This window comes from Cereibacter ovatus (genome assembly GCF_900207575.1).
In the GTDB taxonomy this organism is placed as follows: Bacteria; Pseudomonadota; Alphaproteobacteria; order Rhodobacterales; family Rhodobacteraceae; genus Cereibacter_A; species Cereibacter_A ovatus.
The window spans coordinates 268924-284953 of sequence record NZ_OAOQ01000001.1 but is presented as its reverse complement, the minus strand read 5'-3'; the positions used below and the strand labels follow the sequence as shown (position 1 = coordinate 284953).

At 65.9% G+C, this 16030-nt stretch carries 16 protein-coding genes; 13 read left to right on the top strand and 3 right to left on the bottom strand.

Going from position 1 to position 16030, the window contains the following annotated elements; all coding sequences use genetic code 11:
* Positions 1-256: 256 nt before the first annotated feature.
* Positions 257-1012 (bottom strand): MgtC/SapB family protein, encoded by a 756-nt coding sequence (locus tag CRO07_RS01335; protein ID WP_097029044.1) that lies wholly within the window; start codon positions 1010-1012, stop codon positions 257-259.
* A gap of 216 nt (positions 1013-1228) precedes the next feature.
* Positions 1229-1351 carry a hypothetical protein gene (locus tag CRO07_RS19300; protein WP_268876222.1) on the bottom strand — a complete coding sequence of 41 codons (123 nt, stop codon included), beginning with the start codon at positions 1349-1351 and terminating at the stop codon, positions 1229-1231.
* 545 nt (positions 1352-1896) lie between these two features.
* Here CRO07_RS19300 and CRO07_RS01330 point away from each other — a divergent pair.
* The 10 genes from CRO07_RS01330 (at position 1897) to CRO07_RS01285 (ending at position 12910) form a co-directional block, all read left to right on the top strand.
* Positions 1897-2448, top strand: coding sequence for a PRC-barrel domain-containing protein (locus CRO07_RS01330; RefSeq protein WP_097028875.1), 552 nt, complete (start codon positions 1897-1899; stop codon positions 2446-2448).
* 192 nt (positions 2449-2640) lie between these two features.
* Positions 2641-4257, top strand: a complete 1617-nt coding sequence (gene glpD, locus CRO07_RS01325) for a glycerol-3-phosphate dehydrogenase (RefSeq protein WP_097028874.1) — start codon at positions 2641-2643, stop codon at positions 4255-4257.
* The gene (locus CRO07_RS01320; RefSeq protein ID WP_097028873.1) at positions 4254-5342 is read left to right on the top strand and encodes an ABC transporter ATP-binding protein; all 1089 of its coding nucleotides are present in this window, start codon (positions 4254-4256) and stop codon (positions 5340-5342) included. The genes glpD and CRO07_RS01320 overlap by 4 nt, the downstream gene beginning before the upstream one ends.
* Positions 5343-5352: 10 nt before the next feature.
* Positions 5353-6438 (top strand): ABC transporter ATP-binding protein, encoded by a 1086-nt coding sequence (locus CRO07_RS01315; protein ID WP_097028872.1) that lies wholly within the window; start codon positions 5353-5355, stop codon positions 6436-6438.
* Positions 6438-7307: a carbohydrate ABC transporter permease gene (locus CRO07_RS01310; protein ID WP_097028871.1), complete on the top strand. Its 870-nt coding sequence runs from the start codon at positions 6438-6440 to the stop codon at positions 7305-7307. The genes CRO07_RS01315 and CRO07_RS01310 overlap by 1 nt, the downstream gene beginning before the upstream one ends.
* Before the next feature lie 28 nt (positions 7308-7335).
* Positions 7336-8139 carry a carbohydrate ABC transporter permease gene (locus CRO07_RS01305; protein WP_097028870.1) on the top strand — a complete coding sequence of 268 codons (804 nt, stop codon included), beginning with the start codon at positions 7336-7338 and terminating at the stop codon, positions 8137-8139.
* Between the two features lie 3 nt (positions 8140-8142).
* Positions 8143-8415 carry a DUF2160 domain-containing protein gene (locus CRO07_RS01300; protein ID WP_097028869.1) on the top strand — a complete coding sequence of 91 codons (273 nt, stop codon included), beginning with the start codon at positions 8143-8145 and terminating at the stop codon, positions 8413-8415.
* A gap of 48 nt (positions 8416-8463) precedes the next feature.
* Complete coding sequence (locus CRO07_RS01295; RefSeq protein WP_097028868.1) at positions 8464-10188, top strand: ABC transporter substrate-binding protein; 1725 nt, start codon at positions 8464-8466, stop codon at positions 10186-10188.
* A 98-nt stretch (positions 10189-10286) separates the two neighbouring features.
* Positions 10287-11771: a glycerol kinase GlpK gene (gene glpK / locus CRO07_RS01290; RefSeq protein WP_097028867.1), complete on the top strand. Its 1485-nt coding sequence runs from the start codon at positions 10287-10289 to the stop codon at positions 11769-11771.
* Positions 11768-12910 (top strand): iron-containing alcohol dehydrogenase, encoded by a 1143-nt coding sequence (locus tag CRO07_RS01285; RefSeq protein WP_097028866.1) that lies wholly within the window; start codon positions 11768-11770, stop codon positions 12908-12910. Before glpK ends, CRO07_RS01285 begins: the two co-directional genes overlap by 4 nt.
* 152 nt (positions 12911-13062) lie before the next feature.
* Here CRO07_RS01285 and CRO07_RS01280 read toward each other — a convergent pair whose 3' ends face one another.
* Positions 13063-14199, bottom strand: a complete 1137-nt coding sequence (locus tag CRO07_RS01280) for a deoxyguanosinetriphosphate triphosphohydrolase (protein ID WP_097028865.1) — start codon at positions 14197-14199, stop codon at positions 13063-13065.
* Between the two features lie 75 nt (positions 14200-14274).
* On the opposite strand from CRO07_RS01280, the gene erpA reads away from it, so the two are divergent.
* From erpA to CRO07_RS01265, 3 genes are all read left to right on the top strand, one after another.
* Positions 14275-14601, top strand: a complete 327-nt coding sequence (erpA, locus tag CRO07_RS01275) for an iron-sulfur cluster insertion protein ErpA (protein ID WP_097028864.1) — start codon at positions 14275-14277, stop codon at positions 14599-14601.
* Positions 14602-14647: 46 nt separating this feature from the next.
* A complete protein-coding gene (gene xth / locus CRO07_RS01270) occupies positions 14648-15427 on the top strand; it encodes an exodeoxyribonuclease III (protein WP_097028863.1) in 780 nt (259 codons plus the stop codon).
* Between the two features lie 216 nt (positions 15428-15643).
* Positions 15644-16021 (top strand): PaaI family thioesterase, encoded by a 378-nt coding sequence (locus tag CRO07_RS01265; protein WP_097029043.1) that lies wholly within the window; start codon positions 15644-15646, stop codon positions 16019-16021.
* Positions 16022-16030: the final 9 nt, after the last annotated feature.

Here is a 16030-nt window from a genome sequence, read left to right as displayed (position 1 = left end):
AGGCCGGCGCATGGCACCCGCCCTGCCTGAAGGCGCGCATGGATGCCCCCGCCCCAAGACGCTGCGGGCCGCGCCCCATCCTGCCGCCGGGAAACCCTGCCCCGCCTTTGACCATCACGCATCCCCCGGCCAATCCGCTTTGGGAAAGCAAACAGCCCGCATCCGGCACGGGTTCCCGCCAGCGCCACAGGTTTTCGCGCGGCAGGCTGACGGCGGGAAACCGCGGTTTACGACAGGCCGCGCAAGAGGCGCGGCGCTATAAATGCCGGTGCCCGATCCCGGTATGCAGCATCTGGCCCGCCGGATCCTCGGCGGGGATGATCGAAAAGGCAAGGACCGCCTCGGTCCGCAGCAGCGCCTCTGCCAGACGATCCGCGCCCGCTTCCGACCGGCAATAGGCCGAGGCCCCCAGTTCCAGCCGGTCGTTGGGCCGGCTGTGGCTGCGGCTGACCGCGCGAATGCGCAAGCCTTCGCGCCGCAGGATTTCGCGCAGCTCTGCCGCGCCAAAACCAGAGCTTCCGGCGACGATCACCCGCAGGCGGATCTCGGATCGCACCGGCAGAAGGGCAAAGATGATCCGCATCACCACCAGCACGATCAGCGTGGCCGCCGTTCCCGCCACCGCCAGCCAATACATGCCGACGCCATAGACGATGCCCAGCGCCGAGGCGATCCAGAGCGAGGCGGCCGTGGTCAGCCCATGAACCGAGGCCCCCTCGCGGAAGATCACGCCTGCGCCCAGAAAGCCGATCCCGGTCAGGATGCCATGCGCCATCCGCGAGGGGTCGGACACAAGCTGCGTGCCGGGCATGAAATTCGCCGTCCATTCGCCCTGACGCGCCGCGGCAAGGGTCAGGATCGTGGCCGCGAAACAGACCAGCGCATGGGTCCGCAGCCCGGCGGGCTTGCCGCGCACCTCTCGGTCCAGTCCGATCAGCAGACCCGTCACAAGGCTGCTCAGCATCGGGGCCGCGATGTCCTGCGCAAGGAAACTCTGGAAGATGTCATTCATCGGGCGCACCGGCATTGGGGGTGGTTCCGCGGATGATGGACCGCGACGATGCCGGGTTGCAAACAGGAAGCGTCCGGCAGCGCGCGCCCGATCCGAAGGCCCGCCCCGATGCGGCACAGGGCGAACGCAATGGCCCCGCGGACGGGGTGTGTCCACGGGGCTGCAAGTTCTCGGACCGCGGGCAGACAGCCCGTCACTGGGGCCGCAAGGGGGAAGTCAGCGCAGGCCGAGAAAAGACAGGATCGCGATGACGATCACGATCAGGCCGACGAAATAGATGATGCTGTTCACGGGTCTTGCGCCTTGGATGCTGGCCGGACGGGATACCGGATCGATCAAACCGGCTGCGGCACGCCCGGCGCGGCAAGGCCCCGCGCAGCTAGCCGCGGTGCCCCGCCAGTTCGGCGCTGAGGCCTGCCTTCCATCGCCGGGACGCAGACCTGCCCGAAGGATCGACGGCCCGCGCGCCCGAGACAGGACACCGAAGCGGACGGCACGCCCCCCTGCGTGCCGTTTTCCTTGGCATCTGCCGCAAGATGATGATCCGGCCGCCCCCTTCGTGGCGCGGCGCTTGCGACAAATGCCGCTTTGCGAGAAACATCGCCTGTGGGGATTGCGCCGCACCAAGCTCCGCAGCTTGGCCCGAAAGCCCGGATGGTCCCACGCGACGCTTTGGAAATGTTCCCGCACATCGGCGCGAGACGCCACAGGTCAGCGACTTTTTTCCCGTCATTCCAATCGCTTTCAGCAAGACACCGCCGATCCGCGCAAAGGCCCCGTGGCAGGCTGCCGCTGACGAAACCGCACCGCGTCCCGCGTGTTGGCGTCACAGCAGGCCACAGGGCTCTGTGCAAATGTCGCTTTCTTGGCGAAAGGATCGCAAGATGAAGAAAATGATCGCCCTCTCGGCCATTCTGGCCACTTCGACCGCGCTTTCGGCGCTGGCGCAGGATGCTACGACCACAACACCGCCGCCCGCGGCCGGCACGACAACCGATACCGCGCCCGATACCATGCCGGATACGGGCACCACGATGGACCCCGGCACGACCGGACGCACCGTGCCGCCGACGGCGACCGACACGGCGCCGATGGGCAGCGACACGACCACGACCGCCGAGATGCAGGTGCCCGAGGGCTTTACCCTTTACACCGGCACGCCGATGACGGCCGAGGATCTGCGCGATGCCGAGGTCTATTCGATGAACGACGAGTCGGTCAGCAGCATCTCGGATCTGGTTCTGGCCGATGATGGCAAGATCGATCAGGTGGTGTTCGACGTGGGCGGCTTCCTTGGGATCGGGGCGCGCAACGTGGCGGTGCCGTTCGAGGATCTGCGGATCTACACCGACGCCGACAACAGCGATGTCCGCATCCATGTGCCGATGACGCGCGACGAGCTTGAGGCGCTGCCGGAATATACCGCGGTCGAATGATCGCGCCCTGACATGGCGCGGCGCGCGGGGCAACCCGCGCGCCGCTTGCCATCCGGGCCAAGGGCGCCGGGCAGCAATGCAGCGCCACCTTGCCGATGTTCGTTTCGGGCAAAATCGCACATTTCCGAAAATTCCGATTGACAAAACGCCGCAGCTCCGGCCCTCTCGATTGGCCGGAGGAGGAGGCGTATCGTGGCAGCGGACAGGACCGGGGCGACCCCGGTCGATATCTTCATCATTGGCGGCGGGATCAACGGCTGCGGTATCGCCCGCGACGCCGCCGGCCGCGGGCTGAGCGTGACGCTGGCCGAGATGGGCGATCTGGCGCAGGCGACCTCGTCGGCGTCGACAAAGCTGTTCCACGGCGGGTTGCGCTATCTGGAATATTTCGAATTCCGCCTTGTTCGCGAAGCCCTTGAAGAACGCGAGACGCTGCTTGTCGCCATGCCGCACATCGCCTGGCCGATGCGCTTCGTGCTGCCGTGGCAGCCCGACATGCGGTTCGAAAGCGACACGCCGGCCTCGCGGCTGCTGGCGCGGCTGATGCCCTGGATGAAGGGGCGCCGGCCGGCCTGGCTGATCCGGATGGCGCTGGAAACCTATGACCGGCTGGGCGGACGCAAGATCCTGCCGGCGGCGCGGGCGGTGGATCTTACACGGGAAGCCGCAGGCGTCCCGCTGAAACGCAAATTCACGAAAGGCTGGGAATATTCCGATTGCTGGGTCGAGGATTCCCGACTGGTGGTCTTGAACGCCCGCGATGCCGCGGCGCGCGGCGCCACCATTCTGACCCGCACCAAGGTGACGGCGGCCGCGCGGCAGGGCGATCTGTGGCATGTCACCACCGAGGGGCCGGACGGCCCGCGCAGCCATCTTGCCCGGGCGCTGGTCAATGCCGGCGGCCCCTGGGTCGGGCAGGTGATCCGCGACACGCTGCATCTGCCGACAACCGAGGGCGTGCGACTTGTCCGCGGCAGCCATATCGTCACCCGCCGCCTGTTCGACCACGACCGCTGCTATTTCTTTCAGGGCACCGATGGGCGGATCGTCTTTGCCATCCCCTACGAGACCGATTTCACCCTGATCGGCACCACCGACCGCGACCATGACGGCCCGCCCGAAACCGCCACCTGCACCGAGGCCGAACAGGATTACCTGTGCGCCTTCGTCTCGGACTATTTCGAACGCCCGGTGACGCGCGCCGACATCGTCTGGACCTATTCGGGCGTGCGCCCGCTGTATAACGATGGCGCGACATCAGCGACGGCGGCGACGCGGGATTATGTGCTGTCGGTTGATCGCAACGGGCCGCCGCTGCTGAATGTGTTCGGCGGCAAGATCACCACCTATCGCCGGCTGGCCGAAAGTGCGCTGGCAAGGCTGCATCCGTTTCTTCCGCAGGAAACCGGGCCATGGACCGCGCGTGTCCCCCTGCCCGGCGGCGACTTTCCGGTGGATGGCGCGGCACGGCTTGTGACCGACCTGCTGGCGACCCATGGATTCCTGACCCCGGCATGGGCGCAACGGCTGGTCCGGGCCTATGGCACCGAGGCGCAAAAGATTCTTGGAACATCGCGCAATGCGCTTGATCTGGGACAGGACTTCGGTGCTACCCTGACCGAGGCCGAGGTGCGCTGGCTGATGGAGCAGGAATACGCCCGGCGCGCCGAAGATGTGGTCTGGCGGCGCGGCAAGCTGGGGCTGCGGATGACGGAAGACCAGATTGCGGTGCTGGACGGCTGGATGATGGCCGCAGCCCGCGAAAGCCAAGACCCGGCACCAAGCCGGGCGGCGAAGGGGGGAGAATGACGCTGGAACTCTGCGGGGTTTCGCGCGTGGTCGAGGGGCGGGTTCATATCCACCCCACCGACCTCGTGCTTCAAGGTGGCACGATGAACGTGCTGCTGGGTCCGACTCTGTCGGGCAAGACCAGCCTGATGCGGCTGATGGCCGGGCTGGATGTGCCCAGCGCGGGGCAGATCTTCTGGAACGGGCAGGATGTGACGGGCCAGCGCGTGCAGGACCGCCGCGTGGCGATGGTCTATCAGCAGTTCATCAACTACCCTTCGATGACGGTTTACGACAACATCGCCTCGCCGCTGCGGCTTCAGGGTCGCAAAAAGGCCGAGATCGACCGCGACGTGCGCGCCGTGGCCGAGATGCTGAAGCTGACCCCGATGCTGGACCGCAAGCCGCTGCAACTGTCGGGCGGTCAGCAGCAACGCTGCGCGCTGGCCCGCGCGCTGGTGAAAGGCGCGGGTCTGGTGCTGCTGGACGAACCGCTGGCCAACCTCGACTACAAGCTGCGCGAGGAGTTGCGGCTGGAAATCCCCCGCATCTTCGAGGCTTCCGGCGCGATCTTCGTCTATGCCACCACCGAACCCGAAGAGGCCCTTCTGCTGGGCGGCAACACCGCAACGCTGTGGGAAGGGCGCGTGACCCAGTTCGGGCCGACACCTCAGGTCTATCGCCAGCCCGCCTGCGCCATCACCGCGCGGGTGTTCAGCGATCCGCCGATGAATTTCGTGCCCGTCACCAAGACCGGCCATCGGCTGAACCTTGGTCATCTGGCCAGTGCCCCGGCCGAGGGCGCCTTCGCGGCCCTGCCCGATGGCCGCTATCTGGCGGGGTTCCGCGCCAACCATCTGGCCTTGAAACGCCATTCCGGCCGCGCGGTGGAATTTGCCTGCCGGATCTCGGCCACCGAGATCACCGGATCGGAAAGTTTCCTGCATCTGGCACATGGGCCGGATCTTTGGGTGGGTCTGGTGGGGGGCGTGCATGACATCGCGCCGGGAACCGAAGTCTCGGTATGGCTTGATCCCGCGCATGTCTATCTGTTCGACGAGGCGGGGGCGCTGGTGGCGCCCGCCGCCTATGCCGCCGCGGCCTGAGGAGGGGCAGATGGCCGAGATCACGCTTTCCAAGCTCGCCCACAGCTACTTCGCGAAACCCCGGGGCGAGGCCGACTTTGCGCTGAAGGAAATGGATCACGTCTGGCAGGACGGCGGCGCCTATGCGCTGCTGGGCGCCTCGGGCTGTGGCAAGACCACGCTTCTGAACATCATCTCGGGGCTGGTCACGCCGTCGCAGGGCCGCGTGCTGTTTGGCGGCCGCGACGTGACCCGCGCCCCCACGGCCGAGCGGAACATCGCGCAGGTGTTCCAGTTTCCCGTGGTCTACGACACGATGACCGTGCGCGAGAACCTGGCCTTTCCGCTGAAGAACCGCGGGCGCGACGCGGCCTATGTCGCGCGGCGGGTGGATCAGATCGCAAAGATGATCGGGATGGAGTCTGCGCTGGATCGCCGCGCGCAGGGTCTGACCGCCGATGCCAAGCAGAAGATCAGCCTTGGCCGCGGCATGGTGCGCGAGGATGTGAACGCGATCCTGTTCGACGAGCCGCTGACCGTGATCGACCCCCACATGAAATGGGAATTGCGCACCCAGTTGAAGCAGTTGCACCGCGAATTCGGCCATACGATGATCTATGTCACCCATGACCAGACCGAGGCGCTGACCTTCGCGGACAAGGTCGTGGTGATGCACGAGGGCCGCGTGGTCCAGACCGGCACCCCCGAAGAGCTGTTCGAAACGCCGGAACACACCTTTGTGGGCTACTTCATCGGCTCGCCGGGGATGAACCTGTTCGACGCCGAGGTTCAGGGCGAAACCGCACGGGTGAACGGGATCGACGTGCCCCTGGGCGCCGCCTATCCCGCGCTGCGCGGCCGGGTGCAGATCGGCATCCGCCCCGAGTTCGTCTCTTTGGCGGCAGAGGGCCTGCCCGTCACCGTCACCCGGGTCGAAGACGTGGGCCGCCACCGCATCCTGCGCGCCGAGGCGTTCGGGCGGCCGGTGAACCTGCTGCTGCCCGAAGGCGAGGCCGCCGCCACGGGGCAGACGCGGCTGCGGCTGGCACCGGAAAAGATCAACGTCTATGCCGACGACTGGCGGGTGAAGCCTCTCGGCCAGCAGAGGGGCGCCTGATGGACAAGTCGCAGAACAACCGCGCGTGGTTTCTGGTGCTGCCGGTGCTGGTCCTTGTGGCCTTTTCGGCGGTGATCCCGCTGATGACGGTGGTCAACTATTCTGTGCAGGACACCTTCGGCAACAACGCCTTCTTCTGGGCGGGGCTGGAATGGTTCGAGGAAATCATCACCTCGGAGCGTATCCACGCCGCCCTTGGCCGGCAGGTGCTGTTCACCGCGATCATTCTGGCGATCCAGGTGCCGCTGGGCATCTTTGTGGCGCTTCACATGCCGAAAAAGGGCTTCTGGGCCAGCCTGTGCCTGATCCTGATGGCGATGCCGCTGCTGATCCCGTTCAACGTGGTGGGCACGATCTGGCAGATCTTCGGCCGGGTGGACATCGGCCTTCTGGGGCGGGTGCTGACGGCGCTGGGCTTTGACTATAATTACACCAGCGACTGGCTGGATGCCTGGGCCACGGTGATCGTGATGGATGTCTGGCACTGGACCTCGCTGGTGGCGCTTTTGTGCTACGCGGGCCTGCAATCCATCCCCGAGGCTTATTATCAGGCCGCCAAGATCGATCAGGCAAGCCGTTGGGCGGTGTTTCGCCATATCGAATTGCCCAAGATGCGGGGCGTCCTGCTGATTGCGGTTCTGCTGCGGTTCATGGACAGTTTCATGATCTATACCGAACCCTTCGTGGTCACCGGCGGCGGCCCGGGCAATGCCACCACCTTCCTGTCCATCGATCTGGTGAAAATGGCGATCGGCCAGTTCGACCTTGGCCCGGCGGCGGCGTTCTCGATCATCTACTTCCTTGTCATCCTTCTGATTTCATGGGTGTTCTACACCGTGATGACCAACCTCGACCGAGAGACGAAATGATGCGCGCCCCCATGCAGGAGACCCGGACATGAAGCGGCCCGGCTCTGCCATCGTGATGACGCTTTATCTTCTGTTCCTGATGGTCCCGGTCTACTGGCTGGTCAACATGAGCCTGAAGACCAATGCCGAGATCACCCGCACGTTCACGCTCTGGCCGCAGGATCTGACGTTCCAGAACTATGTGACGATCCTGACGGATCCCTCGTGGTATATGGGCTATGTCAATTCGCTGACCTATGTGGCGATGAACACGGTGATTTCAATCACCGTCGCCCTGCCCGCGGCCTATGCGTTTTCGCGCTACAGGTTTCTGGGCGACAAGCATCTGTTCTTCTGGCTGCTGACCAACCGAATGGCGCCGCCCGCGGTTTTTGCGCTGCCGTTCTTCCAGCTTTATTCGTCGGTGGGTCTGTTTGACACCCATATCGCGGTGGCACTGGCGCATTGTCTGTTCAACGTGCCGCTGGCGGTCTGGATTCTGGAAGGGTTCATGCGCGGCGTGCCCAGGGAAATCGACGAAACCGCCTATATCGACGGCTATTCCTTTCCCCGCTTCTTCGTGCGGATCTTCATGCCACTGATCGCAAGCGGTGTGGGGGTGGCGGCCTTTTTCTGCTTCATGTTCAGCTGGGTGGAACTGCTGTTGTCGCGAACGCTGACCTCGGTCAATGCCAAGCCGATTGCCGCCACGATGACGCGGACGGTTTCGGCCTCGGGGCTGGATTGGGGGGTTCTGGCGGCGGCGGGGGTTCTGACGCTGATTCCGGGCGGGCTGGTGATCTGGTTCGTGCGCAATTACATCGCCAAGGGCTTTGCCCTGGGGAGGGTATGAGACATGGAATGGATGGCCTGGACCATGCCCACGGCGGCCTTTTTCGGCACAATCGCCGCGCTTTTGCTGGTGATGACGCTGCTTGCGATCTTCCGGCCAGAGGTGCCCCGGCGCGGGATACTGACGATCGAGACGACGCGTGGCGACCGGCTGTTCATCACGCTTCTGGGGTCTGCCTTCATCTGCCTTGGCTGGCTCTTTTTCTTCGGCGCCCCTCTTTGGGGGGCACTGATCTGCTGCCTGATCTATGCCGCGGCGGTGTTCCGCTGGGTCTAGGCCGGGAAATCACCTAACTGGTCCGACAGTCTTTGGGAGGAGACGACAATGAGACTTCAACACACATCCACCGCCATGGCGTTGGCGCTGATGGCGCTTGGCGCCCCGGCATGGGCCGACATGGATGCGGCGAAAGCCTTCCTTGACGCCGAAATCGGGGACATGTCCGCACTTTCGCGCGCGGAACAGGAAGCCGAAATGCAATGGTTCATCGATGCCGCGGCGCCGATGGCCGGAATGGAAATCAAGGTGGTGTCGGAAACCATCACCACCCACGAATACGAATCCAAGGTGCTTGCCCCGGCTTTCACCGCCATCACCGGGATCAAGGTCACCCATGACCTGATCGGTGAAGGCGATGTGGTGGAAAAGCTGCAAACGCAGATGCAATCGGGCGAAAACATCTATGACGCCTATATCAATGACAGCGACCTGATCGGCACCCACTGGCGCTATAAACAGGCGCGCAGCCTGACCGAATGGATGGCCGGCGAGGGCAAGGACGTCACCAACCCCAACCTTGACCTGAACGATTTCATCGGGCTGAAATTCACCACCGGCCCGGATGGCGAGCTTTACCAGCTTCCCGACCAGCAATTCGCCAACCTTTACTGGTTCCGCTACGACTGGTTCAACGACGAAAAGACCAAGGCCGATTTCAAGGCGAAATACGGCTATGACCTTGGCGTTCCGCTGAACTGGTCGGCATACGAGGATATCGCCGAGTTCTTCACCGGCCGCGACATGTCTTATCTGGGCGGGCCGAAAAGCGCCTATGGCAACATGGATTACGGCAAGAAAGACCCCAGCCTTGGCTGGCGCTTCACCGATGCCTGGTTGTCGATGGCGGGCATGGGCGACAAGGGCGAACCGAACGGCCTGCCGGTCGATGAATGGGGCATCCGCGTCAACGAGAACTCGCAGCCGGTGGGCTCTTGCGTGACGCGCGGCGGCGCCACCAATGACGCGGCGGCGGTCTATGCGATCACCAAATATATCGAGTGGTTGCAGAAATATACGCCCCCCGCGGCTGCCGGCATGACCTTCTCGGAGGCGGGTCCGGTGCCCGCACAGGGCGACATCGCGCAGCAGATGTTCTGGTATACCGCCTTTACCGCCGACATGGTGGGCGACAATGCCAAGGCCGTGCTGAACGAGGACGGCACCCCCAAATGGCGCATGGCCCCCAGCCCCCACGGCGCCTATTGGGAAGACGGGATGAAGGTGGGCTATCAGGATGCCGGTTCCTGGACGCTGATGGAATCCACCCCGGTGGACCGCGCCAAGGCCGCCTGGCTTTACGCGCAGTTCGTGACCTCGAAGACGGTCGATGTGAAGAAATCGCACACCGGCCTGACCTTCATCCGCGAATCCACCGTGCAGCACGACAGCTTCACCGAACGCGCGCCGAAGCTGGGCGGTCTGGTCGAGTTCTATCGCTCGCCCGCCCGGGTGCAATGGTCGCCCACCGGCACCAACATCCCCGATTATCCGAAGCTGGCACAGCTTTGGTGGCAGAATATCGGCGATGCGTCCTCGGGGGCCAAGTCGCCGCAAGAGGCGATGGATGCGCTGTGCGAACAGCAGGAACGGGTGCTGGAACGGCTGGAACGCGCCGGCGTCCAGGGCGACCTTGGCCCGAAGATGAACGAGGTTCAGGACGCGCAATACTGGCTGGATCAGCCCGGCTCGCCGGTGGCCAAGCTGGACAACGAAGATCCCACGCCGGAAACCATCAACTATGACGAGCTGATCAAGTCCTGGCAGAAGTGACCCGGAAGGGGGCGGGCACGCGGCCCGCCCCCTGCTTCCTTTTCGCGAAGCCGCCCTTGCGGGACGCTTCGCCAAGAAGAAGCTGCGGACGGTGATCCATGAGCTACATCCTTGCCATCGACCAGGGCACCACCTCGTCGCGCGCCATCCTGTTCGACGGCGCGCTGCGACTGGTGGCGCAGGCACAGGAAGAATTTCCCCAGATCTATCCCGCGCCGGGCTGGGTCGAACATGATCCCCGGGATCTGTGGTCCTCGGTTGCGACGGTGGCGCGGGCGGCGGTGGACCGCGCCGGCATCGACGCCCGAGAGATCGCGGCCATCGGCATCACCAACCAGCGCGAAACCGCGCTGATCTGGGATCGCGCCACCGGCCAGCCGATCCACAACGCCATCGTATGGCAGGATCGGCGGACGGCAGATCTGTGCCGCGATCTGGTGACTGCGGGACACGAGACCACGATCACCGCGCGGACGGGGTTGCTGCTGGACCCCTATTTCTCGGCCACCAAGGTCAAGTGGCTGCTGGACCATGTCGAAGGCGCGCGGGCGAAGGCCGAAGCCGGCGAATTGCTGTTCGGCACCGTCGACACCTTCCTGATCTGGAAGCTGACCGGCGGTCGGGCGCATGTGACCGATGCCACCAATGCCGCGCGGACGATGCTGTTCGACATCGGCCGCGGGGTCTGGGACGCCGAGATCTGCGGCCTTCTGGGCGTGCCGATGGCAATGCTGCCAGAGGTGAAGGATTGCGCCGCCCCCTTCGGCATGACCCGCGCCGACCTGTTCGGCCATGAGATCCCCATTCTGGGCGTCGCGGGCGATCAGCAGGCCGCCACCTGCGGGCAGGCCTGTTTCCGCCCCGGCATGATGAAATCGACCTATGGCACCGGCTGCTTTGCGCTGCTGAACACCGGGGCCGAACAGGTGACCAGCCGCAACCGCCTGCTGACCACCATCGCCTATCAGCTGGGGGGCCAGCGGACCTATGCGCTGGAAGGCTCGATCTTCATTGCGGGGGCGGTGGTGCAATGGCTGCGCGACGGGCTGAAACTGATCCGCGAGGCGGGCGAGACACACGCGCTGGCGCTGTCGACCGATCCGGGGCAGGATCTGATGATCGTGCCGGCCTTCACCGGCCTTGGGGCGCCCTGGTGGAAGCCAGAGGCGCGCGGGGCGGTCTTTGGTCTGACGCGCAATTCGGGGCCCGCGGATTTCGCCCGCGCCGCGCTGGAAAGCGTGGGCTATCAGACCCGCGACCTGCTGGAAGCGATGCGCGCGGACTGGGGCGCGGGGGCCGAAGGCGTGCTGCGGGTCGATGGCGGAATGAGTGCCTCTGACTGGACGATGCAGTTTCTGGCCGACATCATCGGCGCCCCGGTCGACCGGCCCGTGATGCGCGAGACGACAGCACTGGGGGCGGCGTGGCTGGCGGGGATGCAGGCCGGGCTTTACCCCGGCCCGGACGAATTCGCCGCCAACTGGGCGCTGGATCGCCGGTTCGAGCCGCGGATGGATGAAGCGACACGGTCAACGAAATACGCCCGCTGGGGGCGTGCGGTGCAGGCGGTGATGGCGGTATGACCCCTTTTGGCATCGCGGCCCCGGGCCGCATCCTTTTCGGCCGGGGCGAGGCCGCCCGCGCGGCCGGGCTGATCGCGGGCTTTGGCGCGCGTGTGCTGCTGGTGCATGGCGCAAGCCCCGCGCGGGCCGGCTGGCTGATCACGGCGCTGACAGATGCGGGCGTCGAGGTGCTTTCGCTGGGCTGCGCGGGCGAGCCCGATCTGCCGACGCTGGACGAGGCGCTGGCCACCGCCCGGCCCTTTCAGCCGCAGGTGGTGGCGGGGCTGGGTGGCGGCGCGGCGCTGGATCTGGCCAAGGCCCTGGCCGCGCTGGGGCCTGCGCCCGACGGGCCGATGGAACATCTGGAAGTGGTGGGCCGGGGCCGGCCTCTGGTGGCACCGCCCCTGCCCTTCGTGGCGCTGCCCACCACCGCCGGCACCGGCGCCGAAGCCACCAAGAACGCGGTGATCGGTGTGCCGGACCATCGCCGCAAGGTCAGCCTGCGCGATGACCGGATGCTGGCGCGGGTGGCGCTGGTCGATCCGGCGCTGACCGATCATTGCCCGCGGGGGGTGACGCTCGCCTCGGGGCTGGATGCGGTGACGCAGGTGATCGAGCCCTTTGTCTCGGCCCGCGCCACGCCTTTCACCGATGCGATCTCGCGGCCGGCGATCAGCGAGGGCATGGCGGCACTGGTGCAACTGATGCGCGCCGAGGACGCCCCCGCCCGCGATGCCCTTGCATGGGTCAGCCTGTCGGGCGGTCTGGCGCTGGCCAATGGCGGGCTGGGCGCGGTGCATGGGCTGGCGGGGGTGATCGGCGGCATGACCGCCGCCGCCCACGGGGCAATCTGCGGCACGTTGCTGGCGCCGATCCTGCGCGCGAACCTTCAGGCGGCCGCCCCCGGCAGCACCGCCCGCGCCCGTCTGGCCGAGGTCTGCCAGATCCTTGGCACCGTGCTGGGCGCCCCCGCCGCGGACGCCCCCGAGGCGCTGGCCGACTGGGCAAGGCAGGCGGGCCTGCCCGGGCTGGAAGCGATGGGCCTTGACCCTGCCGACCATGCCGCCGTGGCCGAGGCGGCGCTGGCCTCATCCTCGATGAAGGGCAATCCGGTCGGGCTGGCGCCTGCGGCGCTGGTGCAGGCGATGCGGCTGGCCTGACCGGACTGCCCCGCCTGCCAGCGCCCCGCCCGACACCTGCCGGGCCGGGCCGATCTTTCGGCACCGCCAGACGACTGCCAGCCGAGCCAATCTTTCGGCACCGCCAGACACCTGCCAGCCGGGCCGACACAATCGACCCGGCCGGCCGCCGTTCAGCCGCACAGGCGGGCGTGTTCCTGCAAGGCGAAGCGGTCGGTCATGCCGGCGACGTAATCGGCGACAATGCGGGCCAGCGTGGTTTCATCGCGCGCGGCCTCGACATCAAGGCGCCATTCCGGGGGCAGCAGGCCCGGATCGGCCATGAACAGCGGGAACAGGTCGTTCACCACCGCCGTCACCTTGGCGCGTTCCTTCATCACCGGCGGCGCGCGATACATGCGGTGAAACAGGAAGCCGCGGATCGCCTTCAATTCCTGATAGAGTGGCTTGGAAAACCGGATCACGGTCGCACCCATGTTGCGGATCTCGTCCACCGATTTCGGCTGTGCGGCATCCAGCCGGCCCTGCGCCACCGCGATCACATCCTCGACCATGCGACCGAAGACCCGGCGCAGCGCCTCGTGCCGGCGCCGCATCGGCTCCAGCCCCGGATAAAGCGTGTCCACCTCGTCAAAGGCCGGCGCGGTGACGGGCAATTCCATCAGGTCGGCCTCGGTGAACAGGCCCGAGCGCAGACCGTCATGCAGGTCGTGGTGCGAATAGGCCACGTCATCGGCAATCGCCGCCACCTGCGCCTCGGCCGAGGCATAGGTGTGCAGTTCCAGATCCCACTGGGCATTGGCCTCGGCCAGCGCATAGGGCAGCGGCCCCTCGACCGGGCCATTGTGCTTGGCAATGCCTTCCAGCGATTCCCATGTCAGGTTCAGCCCGTCGAATTCGGCGTAATGCCGTTCCAGCCGGGTGACGATGCGAATGGCCTGCGCGTTGTGATCGAAGCCGCCAAAAGGCTCCATCAGTTTCGCCAGCGCGTCCTCGCCGGTGTGGCCGAAGGGGGTGTGGCCCAGATCATGCGCCAGCGCGATACATTCGGCCAGATCGGTGTTCAGCCCCAACACGCCGGAAATCGTGCGCGCCACCTGCGCCACCTCGATCGAATGGGTCAGGCGAGTGCGGTAGTAATCGCCTTCATGTTCCACGAAGACCTGTGTCTTGTGCTTCAGCCGCCGGAAGGCCGAGGAATGGATGATCCGGTCCCGATCGCGCTGAAACGGCGAGCGAAAGGTGGACATCCGCTCGGGATTAAGCCGTCCGCGGCTTTCACCGGGCTGGCAGGCATAGGGCGCGAGCATGAATCTGCCTGTTCTTGTGACCTGTTTTGTCCCATTCTATATGAACACCACAGCGATTTGACACGGGGTATTCGCATGATCCTTCCGCCGCGCGTGACCGACCGGGCCTTCGCCCGCCTTGCCGAGATCGCCGAAGCCGCAGGCGAAACGCGCGCCCTGCGGATCGCGGTCGAAGGCGGCGGCTGTTCCGGGTTTCAGTATGACATCAAGCTGGACGATCCGGCCGCCGACGATCTGGTGATCGAGAAGGACGGCCAGAAGGTTCTGGTCGATCAGGTCTCGCTTCCGTTCCTGCAAAACGCGGAAATCGACTATGCCGAAGAACTGATCGGCTCGCGCTTTGTCATCAACAATCCCAACGCCAGCAGTTCCTGCGGCTGCGGCACGTCGTTTTCGATCTGAGACCGGGGCGCGCATCCCCCTTCGACGCGACAAGGAGAGCGCGCCCATGAAAATCGCAACCTTCAACATCAACGGCATCAAAGCCCGGATCGAGGCGCTGACAGCCTGGCTTGAGGCCGCCCGGCCCGACGTCGTGCTGTTGCAAGAGATCAAGTCGGTCGACGAAGGCTTTCCCCGCAGCCATTTCGAGGATCTGGGCTGGCAGGTCGAAACCCATGGCCAGAAGGGCTTCAACGGCGTGGGCATCCTGTCGCGCCTGCCGCTGGAGGATGTGACCCGCGGCCTGCCGGGCGACCCCGAGGATGCCCAGGCGCGCTGGATCGAGGCGACGGTGGTGGGAAGCCGCGCGGTGCGGCTGTGCGGGCTGTATCTGCCGAACGGCAACCCGGCGCCGGGGCCGAAATACGACTACAAGCTGGCGTGGATGGCGCGGATGCGTGCCCGGGCCGCGGATCTGCTGACCACCGAAGAAGCGGTGGTTCTTGCCGGCGATTACAACGTGATCCCCCAGCCCGAGGATGCGGCCCGCCCCGAAGCCTGGGTGACGGATGCGCTGTTCCTGCCCGAAAGCCGGGCCGCGTTCCGGCGCATCCTGAACCTTGGCTATACCGAGGCGATCCGCGCCCGGACCCCCGTGCCGGGGCTGTATTCGTTCTGGGATTATCAGGCCGGCGCCTGGGAAAAGAACAACGGCATCCGCATCGACCATCTGCTGCTGTCGCCGCAGGCGGCCGACCTGATGACCGATGCCGGCATCGACCGCGAGGTGCGGGCCGGCGACAAGCCCTCGGACCATGTGCCGGTCTGGATCGAGCTTGCGGCCTGAGCCTGCCCCCGGAATGAAGGGCCTGCGGCCAGCGCGGCCCGGGATGGGCCTTGATACGCGGCACCTTACCGCTAAGGGCCAGCGCCGCGGCGCTTGACGCAACGTCGGGCTGGCTGTGCGTTGACGGGCGTTGCCCGCACCGCCTAGCCTTTGTGCATGAGCCTCGAACCAGATCCTTTCGCGCGCATCCGCGCCAGTTTCGCCCGCCAGAACGCCATGGTGCTCATCCGCGCCAGCCTGTCCGCGGTCGAACGGGGCCGGGCCGAGATCCATCTGCCGCACTGGGACGGGATCGAGCAGCAGCACGGCTTCATCCATGGCGGCGTGGTGGGGATGATTGCGGATTCGGCCGCGGGCTATGCCGCCATGACCCTTGTACCCGAAGGCGCCTCGGTTCTGACGGTGGAATACAAGCTGAACCTGATGGCGCCCGCCGATGGCACCGCGCTGATCGCCCGTGGCGAGGTGGTCCGCCCCGGCCGGACCCTGATCGTGACCCGCGCCGAGGTGGTGGCGATCAAGGACGGGCGCGAGGTGTCCTGCGCGCTGATGCAGCAGACCATCATGGTCATGCCGGGCCGCGCCGAAAAATGATCCCCCCCG